General features: G+C 67.8%; 12 protein-coding genes. 10 read left to right on the forward strand and 2 right to left on the reverse strand.

The window, feature by feature from the left end:
* Nucleotides 1–171: 171 nt before the first annotated feature.
* The 7 genes from DIE21_RS14135 (at nucleotide 172) to DIE21_RS14165 (ending at nucleotide 14,296) form a co-directional block, all read left to right on the forward strand.
* A complete protein-coding gene (locus tag DIE21_RS14135) occupies nucleotides 172–1,395 on the forward strand; it encodes a capsule biosynthesis protein (RefSeq protein ID WP_124498283.1) in 1,224 nt (407 codons plus the stop codon).
* Entirely contained in the window at nucleotides 1,382–2,167 is a 786-nt protein-coding gene (locus tag DIE21_RS14140; RefSeq protein ID WP_124498284.1) for an SDR family oxidoreductase, read from the forward strand. Before DIE21_RS14135 ends, DIE21_RS14140 begins: the two co-directional genes overlap by 14 nt.
* A gap of 1 nt (nucleotide 2,168) precedes the next feature.
* On the forward strand, nucleotides 2,169–3,704 hold the full coding sequence (locus tag DIE21_RS14145) for an LTA synthase family protein (RefSeq protein WP_124498285.1): 1,536 nt from the start codon (nucleotides 2,169–2,171) through the stop codon (nucleotides 3,702–3,704).
* Nucleotides 3,701–11,260 (forward strand): type I polyketide synthase, encoded by a 7,560-nt coding sequence (locus DIE21_RS14150; protein ID WP_124498286.1) that lies wholly within the window; start codon nucleotides 3,701–3,703, stop codon nucleotides 11,258–11,260. The genes DIE21_RS14145 and DIE21_RS14150 overlap by 4 nt, the downstream gene beginning before the upstream one ends.
* Before the next feature lie 47 nt (nucleotides 11,261–11,307).
* Nucleotides 11,308–12,225, forward strand: coding sequence for a UDP-3-O-acyl N-acetylglycosamine deacetylase (locus DIE21_RS14155; protein ID WP_124498305.1), 918 nt, complete (start codon nucleotides 11,308–11,310; stop codon nucleotides 12,223–12,225).
* A gap of 65 nt (nucleotides 12,226–12,290) precedes the next feature.
* The gene (locus DIE21_RS14160; protein ID WP_124498287.1) at nucleotides 12,291–13,619 is read left to right on the forward strand and encodes an aminotransferase class I/II-fold pyridoxal phosphate-dependent enzyme; all 1,329 of its coding nucleotides are present in this window, start codon (nucleotides 12,291–12,293) and stop codon (nucleotides 13,617–13,619) included.
* The gene (locus tag DIE21_RS14165) at nucleotides 13,619–14,296 is read left to right on the forward strand and encodes an N-acetyltransferase (protein ID WP_260432481.1); all 678 of its coding nucleotides are present in this window, start codon (nucleotides 13,619–13,621) and stop codon (nucleotides 14,294–14,296) included. The genes DIE21_RS14160 and DIE21_RS14165 overlap by 1 nt, the downstream gene beginning before the upstream one ends.
* A 21-nt stretch (nucleotides 14,297–14,317) precedes the next feature.
* Here the strand turns inward: DIE21_RS14165 and DIE21_RS14170 are convergent, their stop codons facing one another.
* Both DIE21_RS14170 and DIE21_RS14175 read right to left on the reverse strand, forming a co-directional pair.
* Nucleotides 14,318–15,151, reverse strand: a complete 834-nt coding sequence (locus tag DIE21_RS14170; RefSeq protein WP_124498306.1) for a class II glutamine amidotransferase — start codon at nucleotides 15,149–15,151, stop codon at nucleotides 14,318–14,320.
* A gap of 182 nt (nucleotides 15,152–15,333) precedes the next feature.
* Entirely contained in the window at nucleotides 15,334–15,663 is a 330-nt protein-coding gene (locus DIE21_RS14175) for a carboxymuconolactone decarboxylase family protein (RefSeq protein WP_027788276.1), read from the reverse strand.
* 130 nt (nucleotides 15,664–15,793) lie between these two features.
* On the opposite strand from DIE21_RS14175, the gene DIE21_RS14180 reads away from it, so the two are divergent.
* The 3 genes from DIE21_RS14180 to DIE21_RS14190 all read left to right on the forward strand — a co-directional run bounded on the left by DIE21_RS14180 (nucleotide 15,794) and on the right by DIE21_RS14190 (nucleotide 18,491).
* Nucleotides 15,794–16,741, forward strand: coding sequence for an AraC family transcriptional regulator (locus DIE21_RS14180; protein WP_124498289.1), 948 nt, complete (start codon nucleotides 15,794–15,796; stop codon nucleotides 16,739–16,741).
* A 102-nt stretch (nucleotides 16,742–16,843) separates the two neighbouring features.
* Nucleotides 16,844–17,287 carry an inner membrane protein YiaA gene (gene yiaA / locus DIE21_RS14185; RefSeq protein WP_124498290.1) on the forward strand — a complete coding sequence of 148 codons (444 nt, stop codon included), beginning with the start codon at nucleotides 16,844–16,846 and terminating at the stop codon, nucleotides 17,285–17,287.
* Nucleotides 17,288–17,426: 139 nt separating this feature from the next.
* Nucleotides 17,427–18,491, forward strand: a complete 1,065-nt coding sequence (locus tag DIE21_RS14190; RefSeq protein WP_124498291.1) for a glycosyltransferase family 2 protein — start codon at nucleotides 17,427–17,429, stop codon at nucleotides 18,489–18,491.
* The last annotated feature ends 62 nt before the right edge of the window (nucleotides 18,492–18,553 follow it).

Here is an 18,553-nt window from a genome sequence, read left to right on the forward strand (position 1 = left end):
TTTTTCGGACAGCCGAGGTTGTATCGTTATCTCGTAAAACGATACAATCGTTCACCTATAAATCCGGGGCCAAAAAATCGGGGTAGGGGTGGTGGTTTAACTGCCGGCGCATTCGGCGTTCATTTCGTGTGTGTGCGTAAAAATATTGAAAAATGATAAATCATATTAATAATGCGACGCTCTTTTCTGATTCTGCAGGGCACGGCATCGCCGTTCTTTAGCCGATTGGCTGCTGCGTTGCGGAGTCGCGGCCATTGCATTCGCAGGATTAATTTCTGTGGAGGAGACCTGGTCTATTCCGGAAATGGTGCTGCGAACGATTACACCGCGCATCCGGACGAGCTTGCCGCGTGGTATGCGACAACGCTGCGAACCGGCGATGTGACGGATGTGATCCTGTTCGGCGACTGCCGGGCCATTCACCGGCCCGTGCATCCTGTCGCCCGCGATCAGGGTGTCGCCGTGCAGGTATTCGAGGAAGGGTACGTGCGTCCGCACTGGCTGACACTCGAGCGTCATGGCGTCAATGGCCGTTCATTGCTGCCGCGCGATCCGGCGTGGTATCTGGATCAGCGCAGCGTAACGCCTCCGCGCGATCTGGGACACGCCACCGGATATCGACTGGCCGTCCGTGCATATCACGACATGCGCTATCGTGCGGCCAATACACTGTATCGGTCCCGTTTTCCGAATTATCGCAGCCATCGTCCGCGCAACGGCTTTGTCGAATACGCGGGACTGGCGACGCGCGCGTTGAAACAACCGATATTCGATCGCGAGTCCGAGCGCGTGACGCAGCGCCTGCTTGCCGGCCGACCCTATTATCTGTTTCCGCTCCAGGTCAATGCGGACGCGCAGATCGTCCATCATTCGCCATTCGGCAGCGTGCGCGCATCGATCGACGCCGTATTGCAATCATTCGCGCAGCACGCACCCGGCGGGCACGACCTGCTTGTCAAGAACCATCCACTGGATACGGGCGTGTTCGATTATCGCGGCCACATCCGGCAGCTGGCGCGCGCACTCGGGATCACCGATCGCGTGGCGTTCATCGACGCCGGCCATCTGCCGACGCTGCTCGACCACACGCGCGGCGTGGTGCTGGTCAACAGTACCACCGGGATGTCGGCGCTTTACCACCATTGCCCGCTGATCGCATTGGGCGTGGCGATCTACGACATGCCGGGACTGACTTGGCAGGGCGGACTCGACAGCTTCTGGGCGCATGCCGAGCGGCCCGACGAAGGCCTGTTCCACGCCTTTCTGGATTATGTGATTCATCACACGCAGATCAACGGGGACTTCTATACGGATACCGGCATCGACATGGCCGTGGAAGGCGCCGTGCGACGACTGGAGGCAACCCAGGTGGAGGTCAGTCATGCGTTCGCCTGAACCACGTCATGTCGTGATCACCGGCGCGACGGCCGGACTCGGGCGCGCGCTGGCGCTGGCCTATGCCGGGCCCGGCGTCGTTGTCGGGTTGATCGGCCGCGACGCCACGCGCCTCGACGAGGTGGCGGCGGCCTGCCGCGCGCGTGGCGCGACGGTCGAACGCGGTCGTGTCGACGTGTGCGATGCCGAAGCGCTGCGCGCGTGGCTGGATGCGTTCGACGACGCGCATCCGATCGATTTGCTGATTGCGAACGCGGGCGTTGCGAGTACGCTCGCGCATGCCGACGACTGGGAGGAACTCGAGCGCACGACCGTCGTGGTCGATACGAATCTGTACGGTGCGCTGCACGCGGTGCTGCCGGTGATCGCTCGCATGCGCGGGCGTCGTCGGGGTCACGTTGCAATGGTCAGTTCGCTCGCGGCGTTGCGCGGAATGGCGATTTCGCCCGCGTACTGCGCGAGCAAGGCGGCGGTCAAGGCCTATGGCGATTCCGTGCGGCCGCTGCTGGCACGCGACGGCATCCGGATGTCGATCGTATTGCCCGGATTCGTGAAGACCGCGATGAGCGACGTCTTTCCCGGCGACAAGCCGTTCATGTGGTCGGCCGATCGCGCCGCGCGGCATATTCGCCGCAGACTGCACGCGGGCCGGGCGGAAATCGCGTTTCCGGGCACGCTCGCGCTCGGGATGCGGCTGTTGACGCTGTTGCCGGCGCTGTTCGCCGATGCGATTCTCGGCAAGCTGTCGTACCTGCCGCGCGAGGGCCGCTAGCATGTCCGGCACGCTGGTACTCGTCTTTGCGATGGCATTGGCCGCGTCGTTCGGCCTCGATGCCGTTGCGGTACCGCGTGCGCCGTTGCGCAGGCCCTTGCGTGCCGTGCTTCTGCATGCGCTGGCCGTGTCGTTCGTGGGAGCATGCGTGCTGGCCGTCACGGCGCGGCCGGTGTTTTCCGCCGGCATCGCGGCGGCGCTGGTCGCGCTGGTGGCCGTCATCAGCAACGCGAAGTTCGAATCGCTGCGCGAACCATTCGTCTTCACCGATCTCAGCCTGTTCAGCCAGTTGTTTGCCCATCCGCGTCTCTATCTGCCGTTCCTGAGCGTCGGCAAGGTCGTCGCGATTGCGGCCGGTGTCGCGCTGCTCGTCGCAGGCTGCCTGCTCGACCATGCGGATGCGCCGCCGCGCGCAGTCGCCGCCGCCGCCGCGCTCGTCTGTCTGCTGATCGGGGCGCGAGTGGCGGCACGCTTGCCGTTGACGCTCGAAGCGGCGGCGGATCAGCATCGACTGGGCTTCTTCGCGGTGTTCGTCGCGTATTTGCTCAATGGCCTGCGGCCTGCCACGCTGAAGATGTTCGACGCAGCGGTCGCCATGAGCCAGTTCGCGTCCGGCTCGCCGTCGCGCAGGCCTGACGTTATCGTGATTCAGAGCGAGTCGTTCTTCGATATCCGGCGGGCGACGTCCGCGGTGGCGCCGTCACTGCTGTCCGCGTTCGATCGTGCGCGCCGCGAAGCAATCGCGCACGGCAAGCTGACCGTTCCTGCATGGGGCGCGAATACGATGCGTACGGAGTTTGCCGTCCTCACGGGTATGGCGGCCGATCGCCTCGGATACGCGCGCTTCTATCCGTATGCCTTTCTGCGCAAGGTGTGCCCGTCGCTTGCCGGGTGGTTCCGGCGCGGCGGCTACAGGACGCTTGCGGTGCATCCGTACCACGCGGATTTCTTCGGGCGCGATCGCGTGTTTCCGCTGATGCACTTCGATGCATTCATGGACATCCGCAGCTTCGACGGTCGTCCGCGCGTCGGCCAGTATGTGGCGGACGCAGCCGTCGCCGACGCGATCATCGACGTGCTGGACGCACCTCGCGAGCACCCCGCGTTCATCTTCGCGATGACGATGGAGAACCATGGGCCGCTTCATCTGGAGGCGGTGGCCGCTGGCGAAGCAGCCCGCTACCATTCGCTCGGCGACGACGACGCATGGCACGACCTGACTGCCTACCTGCGCCACCTGGATAACGCGAACCGGATGATCGAGCGACTGCTCGACCATCTGAGGCAAAGCGACCGCGAGACGATCGTCTGCTTCTACGGTGATCACGTACCGGCCTTGCGGTGTGTGTTTGACCAGCTCGGTGTCCTACCCGATCGCAGCGATTATTTCGTCTGGAAGAATGATGCGAGCGCCGATGGCAGCGCACAGGATATCCGGGCAGAAGAACTGGGCCGAATGCTGACGTCGGCCGTTACCCATTCGAATGAGTCGCGCGCGCGTGATCGCGATGCGCTGGCCAAAGCAGAAAGAGCATGAACAAGCAAATAGCGATCATCGGGATGGCGTGCCGGTTCCCCGGTGGAGTCGAGAGTCCCGATGACTTCTGGCAACTGCTCCGCGACGAACGCGATGCCGTAACGGCCATTCCGCCGGACCGTTTCGGCACGGCGTTCTACCAGCACCCGTCGAAACGGGAGCCGGGAAAGAGCTATACGTTCGCAGCGGGCGTCGTCGACGACGTCGCGGGCTTCGACGCCGAATTCTTCGGCATCTCGCCGCGCGAGGCGGCGCAAATGGATCCGCAGCAACGGTTGCTGCTCGAGCTCGCATGGGAGGCGTTCGAAGACGCCGGCGTGCGTCCTGCCGCGATGCGCGGACGCGACTGCGGTGTGTTCGTCGGTGTGGCGGGCATGGATTACGGCAACCGCAATATGGACGACATGAACACGATCGATCCGTATTCGGCAACCGGCAACACGCTCAGCATTGCCTCGAACCGCGTGTCCTACCTGTTCGACTTGCGCGGCCCGAGCATGTCGGTCGACACCGCATGTTCGTCGTCGCTCGTTGCGCTGCATCAGGCGGTCCGGGCGCTGCAGTCGGGCGAGACCGCGATGGCGCTGGCCGGTGGCGTGAACCTGCTGCTGCACCCGTTTGGGTTCGTCAGTTTCTCGAAGGCGTCGATGCTGTCGCCGCGCGGCCGCTGCCGCGCGTTCGACGCGACGGGCGACGGCTACGTGCGCGCCGAAGGCGGCGCGTTCGTGCTGCTCAAGCCGCTCGACCAGGCGCTGGCTGACGGCGACACGATCCACGCGGTCATCGCCGGATCGGGCGTAAATTCGGACGGCCATTCGCATGGCGGCATCAACGTGCCGGCGGCGGCGACGCAGGCAGACCTGCTGCGCACCGTGTATCGACGCGCAGGCGTGGACCCGCGCACGCTGGCGTATCTCGAGGCGCATGGCACGGGCACCGCGGTCGGCGATCCGATCGAGGCACGTGCGTTGATCGACGCGGTATCGGGCGGCAGGCCCGGGTCCGATCCGCTCCTGATCGGGTCGGTCAAGACCAATATCGGCCACCTGGAAACGGCATCGGGCATGGCGGGCCTGTTGAAGGCGGTGCTGTGCCTGAAGCACCGCGCGGTGCCGCGTTCGCTGCATTTCGACACGCCGAATCCGGGCATCGATTTCGAAGGCGGCCGCTTGCGCGTGGTCGATCGGTTCACGCCGCTCGAGCGCGGTGATGCACCGCTGACGATCGGCATCAATTCGTTCGGCTTCGGTGGCACGAACGCACACGTCGTCATCACCGAAGCGGTGGCAGCGGCGCCCGCCGCGCAATCGGCGGCACGGATCGATGCACCGCTGCCGCCGCTGGTCCTGACCGCACGCTCGCCGGCCGCGCTGGAAGCCGTTGCCGCGCGTCATCTCGCGCGCCTGCAGTCGGGCGCCGATTGGACCGCGCTCGCGGCGGCCGCCGCACGGCGCCGCCAGTGGCTCGAGCATCGCGCGGTCGTCGCACCGGCCGATCGGGCAGAGGGGCTTGCAGCACTCACGGCACTTGCCGAGCCGTCCGAGCACGGTTTGCCGGCGTGCGCCGTGCAAGGGCTGGCCGTTGAAGGCGACGCGCCCGTCGCCTTCGTCTACGCGGGCAACGGCTGTCAATGGGCCGGGATGGGCAAGCGGCTCTATGCCGAGGATGCCGTGTTTCGCGCGGCACTCGACGAAGTCGATGTGCTCTGGCGGGCGGACGGCAACGCATCGCTCATCGAAGTCATGTGCGAAGGTGTCGACGCCGCTTGGCTCGCCGCGACCGAGAACGCGCAACCGCTGTTGTTCGCCATGCAGGTTGGCATCACCCGCGTACTGACCGCGCGCGGTATCCGCTTCGATGCAGCGGTCGGCCACAGTGTCGGCGAGATCGCCGCGGCCTGGGCGTCGGGCGCGCTCACGCTCGCCGAGGCCGTGCGCGTGATCCGGATCCGCAGCGGCGCACAGGGCCTGACGCGCGGCGCGGGCAGGATGGCGGCGGCCGGCATTGGCGAAGCCGTGGCGCGCGACTGGATCGCGCGTCTCGATCTCGCGGCTGTCATTGAAATCGCGGGCACCAACAGCCCCGACGCGGTGACGCTCGCGGGCTCGCAAGTCGCGCTCGAGGCGATCGGTACGGCGCTGACGGGCGCCGGCCATTTCTACCAGATGCTCGACCTCGATTATGCGTTCCACAGCAGCCGCATGGATGCGATCGAACCGGTCGTGCGCGACGGGCTGGCCGATCTCGCGCCGCGCGATACGCAGACACGATTCGTGTCGACGGTGACCGGCGACACGCTGCCGGGTACCGCGCTCGATGCGGGTTACTGGTGGCGCAACATCCGCGAGCCGGTCCGTTTCGGCGACGCAATTGCCCGCCTGTCGGACGATCGTGTGCGCATGTTCGTCGAGATCGCGCCGCACTCGATCCTGCGCACCTACGTGAAGCAGACGCTTGCGTCGCGCAACGCACCGGGTGTCGTCGTGCCGACGCTCAAGCGTCAGCACGATAGTGCGGAAATGCTCGCCCATGCGATCCTGTCAGCGGTGGCGCAAGGCGCGCGCGTCGATCTCGATCGACTCGTTCCCGATGCGCCGCATGCCGCGCTGCCGACCTATCCGTGGCAGCGCGAGCGTTACTGGCTCGTGCCGAGCGTCGAAGGGTACGGGCTCGTGAACCGGCGCGTCGATCATCCGCTGCTCGGCTATCGCCTGCACGAGCATGCGTTCGCCTGGGAGAACCAGCTCGATCCGCAGCGCGTGCCGATGCTCGCCGATCACGTCGTCGACGGCGGCGTCGCGTTTCCGGGCGCCGGTTACGTCGAAATGGCGCTCGCGGCGGCGCGCACGTTCTTCGGCACATCGGATGTGGCCATCGAGAATGTCGAGATTCGCATGCCGGTCGTGTTCCAGCCGCAGCACGCGAAGCTGTTCCGGTTCGCGATCGACGTGCGCACCGCGTCGTTTACGATCGAGACGCGTGACCGGATGTCGGAAGGCCCATGGAATCTGAACGTGACGGGGCGCCTGCTCGAAAGCGGCAATACGCTCGACGCGGACAGCACGCCGGATGCGTCGATCATCGCCCACCTGCAGTCTCGTCCGGCACTGTCCGGCGACGCACTGTATGCGGGCACGACGGCGATCGGTCTGAGTTACGGACCGGCGTTCCGGTGGGTGCGGTCGCTGTGCGTGTCGGGCGACGACGCGCTGGCCGAGCTCGAGGTACCGTCGGTCCTTGCCGGCGCGCGTGCGCGGTCGGACTATCTGCTGCATCCCGCGCTGATGGACAGCGGCTTCCATCCGCTGTTCGCGGTGCTGGGGCAGGCCGGCGCCGCGCCGGACGATGCGCATGCGGCGTTCGTTCCGGTCCAGATCGGCCGCGTCGATTTCCTGAGCGGCGAATCGGTTCGTCGCGTGCTGGCGCGCATTCACCGTCGCAGCCCGCATTCGGTTGTCGCATCGTTCGAATTCATCGATGCGCACGGCAAGATCGTTGCGCGTCTTTCCGCGTGCCGCTTCCGTCGCGTCGATCTCGCGGGGCGCCGTCACGGCGCGCCGGCGCGCTTTGTCTACGTGCTCGAAGCGAGGCCGCTGCCGGCCGGCTACACGGCAGCCGCGCTGCCACAGCCGGGCGCGCTCGTCGAGCGTGCGAACGCGCATGTCGCGGCGCGCGAGGACCTCGCGCGCCGCACGCAGCATCTGACAGAATTGCTGCCGTTGCTCGACGTGCTTGCCGGTCTGCACGCGCTCGAAGCGCTGGATGCGCTTGGCGCATTCGCGCAGCCGGCGCTGCCGACGGACATGCATCCGCAACAGATCGCGCGACTGACGGAGATCGTCGTCGAGGACGGGCTGGCGCGCCTCGAAGGCGATCGTCTGGTTCGCGATGCCGAAGCCTGCGCGGCGATGCCCGCGCGTGACGCGCTGTGGCGCGACGTGTTGGCCGCATCGCCCGCCCATGTCGCGGAACTGACGTTGCTGGCGCACGCCGGTGCGGCGCTGCCGCGCGTGCTGCGCGACGCGGTGCCCGCGGGCGGGCTGCTGTCGTCGACAGGGCGCAGTCTGGTCGAGCAGTTCTTCGATGCGTCACCGACGTGGGCACATGCACGCGCGCTGCTCGCCGCTTGCGTGACGCAGGCTGTCGCAATGTGGCCGGGCACACGTCGCTTGCGTGTACTCGAGATCGGCACCGCGAATGGCGACGTGCTGCAACCGCTCGACGTGGACGTGCCGGCCGGCCGCTGCGAATACGTGCTGGCGGGCACGCAGCAGCAGCTCGCGGGATTCGATACGGAAGCGCACGCCCAGGTGCAGACGCTGACGTTCGCGACCGACGCGCCGCTGTTCGCGCGATGTCGCGATACGACGCCGTTCGACGTCGTGATCGTCAACCGGATGCTGGGCGACCACCCGGATTCGCTCGCCGCGCTGACGGCGATCGCCGAACGGCTCGCGCCGGGCGGGCTCGTCGTCATCGCCGATGCGCGACGCAGCCGCTTCTCCGACATCGTGTTCGGCACGGCGGGTGGCGAAGGTGCCGCCGGCGCGTACGGCGCGCTGGCGCCCGCCGCGATCGTTTCGATGTGCGAACGCGCCGGACTGGTCGATGTGGTGCGCGATACCGAGCAAGGCCTCGATCTCGAAGGCGTGCCGACGTTCGTCGTCGCGCGCAAGCCGGCTGCCGGCGCGCAAACGGCAGTCGCATCGCGGGACGATGATCGAGCGCGTCGCATGGCGGAGCGTGACGGTGCGCGCTGGCTGATCGTGCAGGACGATGATGACGCGTTCGGCATCGCGGTGGCGGGTGAACTCGGGCGGCTGGGGTGCCGCGTCGAATCGGCATCGGTGCGTGACGCCGCGGCATGGTCGGCGCGCCAGCCGGCCGGGCATCCGGCGCATGTCGTGTTCGTTGCGCCGCTTGCATCGCTGGACACGGCCGACGGTGCGGCCGTGATGCGCGCGCAGCAAGGCGGCGCGCTCGCGCTGGCATCGCTCGTGCGCGACCTCGATGCGGCCGGTGCCACGGAGCGCGGGCGGCTGTGCATCGTGACGCGCGGCGGTGCGCCGTTCGCGACCGGTGCATCGTTACATCCGGAGCATGGAACGTTGTGGGGCCTCGGCCGTGTGATTGCGAACGAATATCCGGCGCTGCCGATTCGTTTGGTCGACGTCGATCAGGCCGTCGAACAACCGGCACTGCAGCTTGCGATGGCGCTCGTGGACGACGATGGCGAGGAAGAAGTGCTGCTTGCGCCGCAGGGTCGCTACGTACCGCGCATGCTGCCGGCCGCGCAGGCGGCGCAGCGTGACGGCACGCCAAGCGCATCGGACCATCCGGGCGCGCGGCTCGCATTCGACATGCCGGGGTCGTTGCGTAACCTCGAATGGTTCGCGATGCCGGCACGCGCTCTCGGTGCTGGCGAAATCGAGATCGAGCCGATGGCGACGGGGCTCAATTTCCGCGACGTGATGTACGCGATGGGACTGCTGTCCGACGAGGCCGTCGAAACGGGCTTCGCGGGCGCGACGATCGGCATGGAAATGTCGGGGCGGGTCGCCCGGGTCGGCCCGGACGTCGACGGCTTTGCACCGGGCGACGCGGTGCTGGGTTTCGCGCCGGCCTCGTTCGCGAAGCGCGTGGTCACGCGCGCAACCGCGATCGCACGCAAGCCCGACGCGATGTCGTTCGAGGAGGCTGCCACCGTCCCGACGACGTTCTTCACCGCGTACTACGCACTGTGCGAACTGGCGCGGCTGCGACGCGGCGAGCGCGTGCTGATACACGGCGGCGCGGGCGGGGTCGGCATCGCGGCGATCCAGATCGCGCGGCATCTTGGCGCGGAAGTCTTCGCCACTGCCGGCAGCGACGAAAAGCGCGAGTTCATTCGCCTGCTCGGTGTCGATCGCGTGTTCGATTCGCGCAGCCTTGCGTTCGCCGACGAGATTCTCGCGCGCACGAACGGCGCAGGCGTCGACATCGTGCTCAACTCGCTCGCCGGCGAAGCGATGGTGCGCAGCATCGATACGCTGCGTCCGTTCGGCCGCTTCCTCGAACTCGGCAAGCGCGATTTCTACGAGAACAGCCGGATCGGCCTGCGGCCGTTCCGCAACAACATCAGCTATTTCGGCATCGATGCAGATCAACTGATGGGCGTGCTGCCGTCGCTGACGACACGATTGTTCGAGGAAGTGATGGGGCTGTTCTCGGACGGCGTGCTGCATCCGTTGCCATACCGCGCGTTCCCGGCTGCGCGTGCGGAGGAAGCGTTCCGCTACATGCAGCAGGCGCGCCAGATCGGCAAGGTGCTGGTCACCTATCCGTCCGGCACGCCGGTACCGGCGCGTGGCGTTTCCTTGCCGACGCTGCGGCTCGACCCGCATGCCGCGTACCTGATCGTTGGCGGCACGGGCGGGCTGGGATTCGCGACCGCACGCTGGATGATCGAGCGCGGCGCGCGGCACCTGACGCTCGCGAGCCGCGGCGGCGTACTGGGTGCCGCGATGCAGGCGGAAGCCGATCGCTGGCGCGACGCGCTCGGCGCCGACGTGTCGGTCGCGCGATGCGACGTAACCGACGGCAGGGCGCTCGACGGCCTCATCGGCGAGATCGAGCGTCGCGGGATGCCGCTCAAGGGTGTGCTGCATTCGGCGATGCGGATCGACGACGGACTGCTGCGCAACGTCGACGACGCGCGTTTCGCGGCCGTGCTCGAACCGAAGGTGGCGGGCGCATGGAACCTGCATCGCGCGACGCAGCGTTGCGCGCTCGATTTCTTCGTCATGTACTCGTCGGCGACGACCTGTCTCGGCAACCCGGGGCAGGGTGCGTATGTCGCCGCCAACGGTTTCCTCGAGGCGCTGGTCGCGCATCGCCGCGCGGCCGGCCAGCCGGCCATGTTCATGGCATGGGGGCCGATCGAGGACGTCGGTTTCCTGGCGCGCAACGCCGGCACACGCGAGGCGCTGCAGTCGCGTATCGGCGGTGCGTCGATCACCTCGAACGAGGCGATGGCCGCGCTCGAACGCGCGCTTGCGCAAGGGGGCGCCGGCGAAGCCGTCGTACGTCTCGACTGGGGCGCCATCTCGCGCGGCATGCCGGCCGCACACGCGCGGCGTTACGCGGCGTTGCAGGCGGGCGGCGCGCTCGAGACGTCGAGCGAGGACCGCGTGTTGCTGGAGCAATTGCGTGCGTTGCCGCCTGCCGACGCCGTGGCACTCGTCGAGACGGCACTGCGCGGCCAGATCGCGCGGATTCTGCACATGTCGCCGGAGCGCGTCGATGCCGGTCGGTCAGTCCTCGATCTCGGGATGGATTCGCTGATGGGCATGGAGCTCGGCATGGCCGTCGAGGAGGCTTTCGGCGTCAAGCTGTCGATCATGGCGATCGCGGAAGGCGCGACGGTGCATACGCTGGCCGAGCGGATCGTCGAGTTGCTCGATACGCGGAACGGCGACGACCCGGTCACGGCAGCGGACGAGCTGGCGCAAGCGCTGGTCGCGCGGCATGCACTGGGTGATGAAGCGCGGGCCCGGCTCGAGCGGGGTTCAAATTGAACGAGCCAGGGAGCGAAAGCGTGCCGGTCGACGCGGAGCGTGCTCGGATCAAGCTGCCCCCGGGCTGGCAGGCGAGCGAGGGCACGCTTGCGCGGCCGCTCGCGTTGGCGGGACATGGTCTGCATACCGGTCGGCAAGTGCAGGTGCGGGTTCAGCCGATGACGCCGGCGGGCGGCCGGCACGGGATCGTGTTTCGAAGGATGCGCAACGGACGCGAGCTCGGTGTGCTCGAGGTCGATCCCGCCCTGCGCCGCGCACAGCCGCTTTGCACGATGCTGCGCAATGCCGACGGCGTCGGCGTCCGCACGATCGAGCATCTGCTCGCGTCTCTGCTGGCGTGTGAGATCGATCATGCGATCGTCGAACTCGATGCGGAGGAAGTGCCGATTCTCGACGGCAGCGCAGCGCCCTGGGTCGACGCGATCCGCGCATGCGGCCGTCTCGCGCTCGACGCGCCGAAGCGCTTCATTCGTGTGCTGCGGCCTGTCGTGGTCGCAGACGGCACCGGCGATCAGCGACGCGAAATGCGGATCGAGCCGGCGCCGCGTTACGAACTGAGCGTGCGGAACGACTTGCGCGGCTTCGGCGACATGCACTGGGATGGCGCGCTGACACCGGACACGTTTGCAACCGAGATCGCGCCGTCGCGTTCGTACGGGCGCGTGAAATGGGCCGTGCCGGCGATCATCGCCGGGTATGTGCGCGGGGTGCCGATCCTGCGCGGCGCGCGGCCGTCATGTACGGCGTCGATCGTCGGCAATCGCGTGCTGGGCGGGATGCGGCTACCGGACGAGTTCGTCCGGCATCGCGTGCTCGATCTTGTCGGCGATCTCGCGCTGGCGGGCGCACCGCTGCTCGCACGCGTGAGCGCACTGCGCCCGAGCCACGAGATGAATTTCCGGTTGGTCGATGCGCTGCTGGCCGATACCGACGCCTGGCAGTGGGCCGAGTTTTCCGACGCGTGATACCACGCCTTTTGAAAATACGCGGCGCAACTTTGCGCCATTCTTGAGACAAAGCGAAGGAAGCAATGGCACTCGGAGAACACCTTCGCCGGCAACTGGCGGCGAAAGCCCTGAAACGGCAACTGGAGCGCGCGACGGAAGCCGCCACGGCCCCTGGCGTGCCCGGTACGCCGGCGGCACCGGCCGCCTCGGCGCGCAGCCGATTCGAATCGATGCCGCAATACCAGCAGGTCAGGATCATGCGCGAGATGGGCGAGAAGCTGCGCGTCGACTCGCCGTTCTTCCGCGTGCACGATGGCGTTGCCGGCGCGACCACGCAGATCGGCGGTCGCGAATACGTGAACTTCGCGAACTACAACTACCTCGGTCTCGCCGGGGATCCGGCCGTGTCCGAGCGTGCGAAGGCCGCGATCGACCGCTATGGCACGTCGGCGTCCGCGAGCCGGATGGTCGCGGGCGAGCGCCCGGTGCAGCGTGACCTCGAGCGGGCGCTGGCCGCGTTCTACGAGACCGACGATTGCGTTGCGTTCGTGAGCGGCCACGCGACCAACGTGACCGTGATCGGCGCGCTGTTCGGCCCCGGCGACCTGATCGTCCACGATGCGCTCGCGCACAACAGCATCGTGCAGGGTGCGCAGCTGAGCGGCGCGAAGCGGCTGAGCTTTGCGCACAACGACTGGCAGGCGCTCGATGAGCTGCTGTCGCGCGTGCGGCGCGAATACCGGCACGTGCTGATCGCGATCGAAGGGCTGTACAGCATGGATGGCGACTTGCCGGACCTGCGGCGCTTCGTCGACGTGAAGACGCGTCACGGCGCGTTCCTGCTGGTCGACGAAGCACATTCGCTCGGCGTGCTGGGTGCGACGGGCAAGGGCATCCGCGAACATTGCGCGGTCGCGCCCGACCAGGTCGACATATGGATGGGCACGATGAGCAAGACGCTCGCCGGTTGCGGCGGTTTCATCGCCGGCTGCCAGCCGCTGGTGGACATGCTGCGCCATCTGGCGCCGGGCTTTCTCTATAGCGTCGGACTCGCGCCGACGCTCGCCGCGGCGTCGCTGGCCGCGCTCGAACGCCTGCAGGCCGAACCGGAGCGGGTCGCGCAACTGCAGGCGCGCGGGCGGCAGTTCCTGACGGAGGCACGCGCCGCGGGATTGAACACCGGCACGAGCGCCGGGTATGCGGTCGTGCCGGTGATCACCGGAAGTTCGCTGAAGGCCGCGCAGTGGGCGAACGCGATGTTCGACGAAGGGATCAACGTGCAGCCGATCTTCTATCCGGCCGTCGAGGAGAAGGCCGCGCGCCTGCGTTTCTTCATCTGCTCGACACACGAGCCCGGGCAGATCAGCCGGACGGTCGCCGTGCTGGCCCGCCTGGCGGGGCGGGCAGCATGATGCCCGCCGCGGCGCTCTCGCCCTCGTTCGGCGTACCGCAAGCCGGTTCGTTGACGTCGTTTCGCGCCGCGTGCGCGGACGATGCGGCGGCATGTGCACCGCTCGTGTTCGCGTCCGGCGTCGGCGAATTCGGTTTCTTTCTCGGCGAAAGCGACGCGCGCTGCACCGCGTTCCTGCGAGAGGCGTTCCGGTCGCGTCACGGCCGGTTCTCGTGGCGCCGGCACCGCGTCGCGGTCGGTGCAGACGGCTCGGTGCATGCGGTGATGGCCATCCACGACGGGCGGCGGACGAGGTTCGACGACGTTCACGTCGCATGGGCCCTGGTGCGCTTTTTCGGCGTGCGCCGTACGATCGGCCAGTTGCTGCGCGGGCTGGTGCTCGAAACGGAGATTCCGGCGCCCAAGCGTTCGCAGATCCTCGTCGCGCATTGCGCGACGGACGAGCGGCGTCGCGGCACGGGCATCTTCACTGCGTTGTTTCGCGATGCGCTCGACACAGGCGCTTTGCCGAGCGATGGCAGCCGCGACATCGTGCTCGACGTGCTGACTCGCAACGAGCGTGCACGCGTTCTGTATGAGCGGATCGGCTTCGTTGCGCTGACACGGCGTCGCGCGCGCGCGCGCCGGCTGCCCGCCGAACTCGATTCCGTACGCATGCGGCTCACGCGCCGCGGCTGAGACCGCGAGCGCCTTCGCGGCCTACTTATGCCGTGGATTGAACGGCCGCTGCTGCACATCCGCCCCATGCGCGACGATCGCCATGCTTTCGGGCACTTCCTCCCATGCCCCGCGCAGGTCGACGAGCGGCTCCGAGACGACCATGAACGCGTCGTCGCCGGCTTCGGCGATGCGCGGATTGTGCGGATAGAGTTCGTGCAGGTGCTTGAACGACGTGCTGTGGAACAGCGAGCGCGATTGCCGTTCGCTCGAGTAGCGCACCGCGATGATCCGCTCGCCGTCCGTCGCGCAGATCGTCATGTTGAGCGGCTCGGCGACGCGATACCGCGCGGCGGTTTCCTCGATCATGCCGACCATCCGCTCGAGCGCTGGCAGCGGCGTCTGCTCGAGGCCGTAAGTCAGCGCGAGCCGAAACATGAGTTCGGAGTCGGTCGAGCCCTCGAGCGTCGAGAACAGCGCCGGGTCGACCTTCATCGTCAGGTCGCGGCGCAGCTTGTGGAAATCGCGGATCAGCCCGTTGTGCGCGAAAAGCCACCGGCCGTGGCGAAACGGGTGGCAGTTGGTTTCCTGGACGGGCGCGTCGGTCGCCGCGCGGATGTGCGCGATGAACATCCGCGAGCGGATCGCACGCGCGGCTTCGCGCAGGTTGCGGTCGTTCCATGCGGGATGCACGGAGCGGTAGCGGAACGGCAGTTCGTCGGGGCGGCCGTACCAGCCGATGCCGAACCCGTCGCCGTTGGTGGTCGTGGCGCCCAGCTCCGAATGCAGGCTCTGGTCGATCAGCGAATGTTTCGCGCGAAACAGTACGGTCTCGAGATGGATCGGATTACCCGTATAGGCGAGCCAGCGGCACATGGAGCGCTCCTTCGCGATGGATCGTTCGCGCATGGTAGCCGACTTCGCGGCGCGGTCGCGTCCACGTACGATGCCCATTCGTCAGACATGGCGCGCCCGCACGCGCACCGTGCAACGGCCCGGCCATGCGGCCGGGCGCCAGTAGCGGGCGGCGCGCGCCGGCGCCGCCGCGGCCGTCGCGCTCAGTCGCCGAGCGCATCCATCACGCGGGCCGAATAGACGAGCGCCGCACCCGCGTTCAGCGCAATCGCGACGCCGAGCGCTTCGGCCACTTCTTCCTTGGTCGCGCCATGCTTGGCCGCTTCCGCGGTGTGCACGGCGATACAGCCGTCGCAGCGCGTCGTGACGGCGACCGCGAGCGCGATCAGTTCGCGCGTCTTCGCGTCGAGATGGCCTGTCTTGGCACCGGCGCCGGCCAGCGCCTGGTAGCCGGCCAGCGTATCGGGCGACAGCTTGGCAATATCGCCGATGCGCGTCGAGAGTTCCTTCCGGTATTCGTTCCAGTTCAGCATGATGCGTCCTTTCGAGAAGAGGTGAGGAGGGCGGCGGATGCCGCGATCTCGGGCGATGCAGGACTTATTCTGATCGTTCGCGCTGAGGGTTTCGATACGCTAGAGTGTCAATTTTTAGCGCAAACGTCTCATGGATGCGTTGAGTCAACTGTTGTCGCTGGGCCGCAGCCATGTCGAGCTCGACGTGCGCTGCCTGCTCGACGGGCCGTTCGCGATGCCGCACGACCCGCTGCCGCCCGGCGAGGCGGCGTTTCACCTGGTGCTGGCCGGAACGTGCCGGCTGCGTACCGCGGACGGGCGCACGCTGCAGCTCGCCGACGGCGATTTCGTGCTGCTGCCCGCGGGTGGCGCGCACGACCTGCTCGACGCCGGGGCTGGCCGGTCGCGGCCGGTTGCGGCGTTGCGCGAACAGGGCGCCGGCGGCGGCGCGGTGCTGCCGGTCAAGTCGAATCTCGATCTTGCCGAACCGGGCGGCGCGAGCGTGGACCTGCTGTGCGGACGGTTCGTCTATGCGCGCGGCGCGGGTGAGCTGCTGATGCGCACGCTGCCGCACGTGCTGCATGTCGGGTTGCGCGAGGCGTCGGGGTTCGCGCCGCTGCAACTGCTGACGAGCGTGCTGCGCGCCGAGGCGTCGAACGGGCAGCCGGGCGCCGGCGCGATCGTGAACGCGCTCGGCCAGGCGCTGCTCGCGTATGCGTTGCGCGCATACGGTCGTGGTGCGCGCGTGCCGTCCGGCTGGCTTGCGCTTGCGGCCGACGCGCGGCTCGGCCCGTCGGTCCACGCCGTGCTGCAGGCGCCGGAGAAGCCGTGGACGGTCGAGTCGCTCGGCGACGCATCCGCGATGTCGCGCGCGACGTATGCGCGGCATTTCCGCGAGAAGGCGGGGATGAGTGTCGGCGCGTTCATCGCGCAGATCCGGATGATGCATGCGTGCGCGCTGCTGCAGGACACGCAGCGCGGGCAGGCGGAGATCGGGCAGGCGGTCGGCTACCAGTCCGAGGCCGCCTTCGGCAAGGCGTTTCGCGCGGTGCTCGGCACGACGCCGGGGCGCTGGCGGCGAGCGCAGCGCGAATCGTAAGACTGCATGCAAGCTGTCTTGGCGCGCGCCCAAGCTGCTACCATGCGCGAAACGCAGTTCAACGAAAACGATTTCGAACAAGAAGAAAGAGAGGGCAAAGCAATGAACCAGACCACCATCCAGCAGCCGTCGTTCGCGTTCGTGGCCGCATCGTGGGCCGCGCTGCTCGCGGGTTTCGCGGCATTCCTGATCGGGCTCTGGAACGCCGGCATGCAGCTCAACGAGAAGGGCTACTACTTCACCGTGCTGGTGTTCGGCCTGTATGCGGCGATCTCGCTGCAGAAAAGCGTCCGCGACCGCGCGGAAGGCATTCCCGTCACCGGCATCTACTACGGCCTCAGCTGGATCGCGCTGCTGCTGTCGATCGCGCTGCTGGTCGTCGGCCTCTTCAACGCGACGCTGCAGTTGAGCGAGAAAGGCTTCTACGCGATGTCGTTCGTGCTCGCCCTGTTCGGTTCGGTCGCCGTGCAGAAGAACACGCGTGACCTGCAGAACGCGAAGCCGCGCTCTACCGACGCCGATTCGGCGCCGTCGGTCCAGGAGTGACGGCACGCGAAGCGGGCGCCTTCCAGGCCGCCCGTGTTGCGACGACGACCGCGGGCGACCCGCATTCGCCGATGCGTCGCGGGCTCCCCGCCCATTCGTTTCGTCCATGCCGGTGCGCATGACAATGGAGATATTCCGGATGCCAGACTTCACGGAAACCACACGGCACACCCGGGCGGCCGCCCGTTCGGTGGCGGCGAGGGCCGCGCTCGTGCTGGAGACGAACAACCTGCGGGGCGGCGCGGGGCTTGCGCAGGCCGTCGACAGCCTGAAGCGCGTCGTGTCGTCGCTGTCGACGCAGACCGTGCCGCCCGCGGCACTCGCGCAATGGATCATCACGCACGACGGCCTGCCGGCCGATGCGTGCGCGCAGATCGCCGCGCTCGCCGGCCGCCCGATCGACTTCGTCGAGATCGGCGCGCGCACCGGCTACTACGATGCGAAGAACGACGGATTCGATCGCGTCGACGCGGCCCGCTGCGACATCGTCGTGTTCGGCGATGCCGATTGCAGGCCGGCCGACGACTGGCTCGCGCACCTGCTCGCGCCGTTCGCGCGCGAACCCGGCGAGGCGCCAGTTGCCGTGGCGGGGCGCACCAGCTATGCGCCGAACGTGCTCGGTATCGCGCTGACGTCGATCGACTTCATGTATTTCCCGAGCCCGCTGCACGACGGCGCGACGCGCAATTTCTACGCGAACAACGTCGCGTTCCGGCGCGACGTGTTCGCGCAATTCCGCTACGAGCCGCTCGACGGCGTCTATCGCGCGCATTGCCAGGTGATGGGGCTGCGGATGCAGGCAGCCGGCGTGGCCGTCGAGTTCGCGCCGGACGCGCACACCGAACATCGGCTGCCGGACACGCATCGCGAATCGCTGAAGCTGCGCTGGATGCGCGGCGAGGACAGCGTCGGGCTGACGCCGTATCTCGTGAACGCGTATCTGCCGCGCGGATGGCAGTGGCTCGGCCGCAGCGGCCCGCTCGGCCCGTTCTGCGTGATGGCCATGCGGCTCGGCTACAGCCTGGGCGCGCTCAATCGCCAGCAGTTGCCGCCGCTGGGTGCTGTCCGCTATCTCGCGGCCGTCGCGGTCACGATCGCCGCGTCCGCCGTCGATACGCTCGGCGCGCTCGCGCGCGGTGCCGGTCTGGCCGGGCGCGCCTCGGCCCGGCGCGATCTCGAAGCGCTGTCCTATCACCGTCATTGAACCGGCGCCGCGCATCGCGCGCGGCCATGACACGCCGACACCCTGCCTCCATCCCGACAACG

The sequence above is a fragment of the Burkholderia sp. Bp9140 genome (assembly GCF_003853425.1).
GTDB lineage: Bacteria > Pseudomonadota > Gammaproteobacteria > Burkholderiales > Burkholderiaceae > Burkholderia.

Coding starts and splice junctions, on each gene's coding strand:
- DIE21_RS14150 (WP_124498286.1), top strand. CDS start 3,701: ATGAACAAGCAAATAGCGATCATCGGGATGGCGTGCCGGTTCCCCGGT.
- DIE21_RS14180 (WP_124498289.1), top strand. CDS start 15,794: ATGGATGCGTTGAGTCAACTGTTGTCGCTGGGCCGCAGCCATGTCGAG.
- DIE21_RS14175 (WP_027788276.1), bottom strand. CDS start 15,663: ATGCTGAACTGGAACGAATACCGGAAGGAACTCTCGACGCGCATCGGC.
- DIE21_RS14170 (WP_124498306.1), bottom strand. CDS start 15,151: ATGTGCCGCTGGCTCGCCTATACGGGTAATCCGATCCATCTCGAGACC.
- DIE21_RS14165 (WP_260432481.1), top strand. CDS start 13,619: ATGCCCGCCGCGGCGCTCTCGCCCTCGTTCGGCGTACCGCAAGCCGGT.
- DIE21_RS14145 (WP_124498285.1), top strand. CDS start 2,169: ATGTCCGGCACGCTGGTACTCGTCTTTGCGATGGCATTGGCCGCGTCG.
- yiaA (WP_124498290.1), top strand. CDS start 16,844: ATGAACCAGACCACCATCCAGCAGCCGTCGTTCGCGTTCGTGGCCGCA.
- DIE21_RS14140 (WP_124498284.1), top strand. CDS start 1,382: ATGCGTTCGCCTGAACCACGTCATGTCGTGATCACCGGCGCGACGGCC.
- DIE21_RS14135 (WP_124498283.1), top strand. CDS start 172: ATGCGACGCTCTTTTCTGATTCTGCAGGGCACGGCATCGCCGTTCTTT.
- DIE21_RS14190 (WP_124498291.1), top strand. CDS start 17,427: ATGCCAGACTTCACGGAAACCACACGGCACACCCGGGCGGCCGCCCGT.
- DIE21_RS14160 (WP_124498287.1), top strand. CDS start 12,291: ATGGCACTCGGAGAACACCTTCGCCGGCAACTGGCGGCGAAAGCCCTG.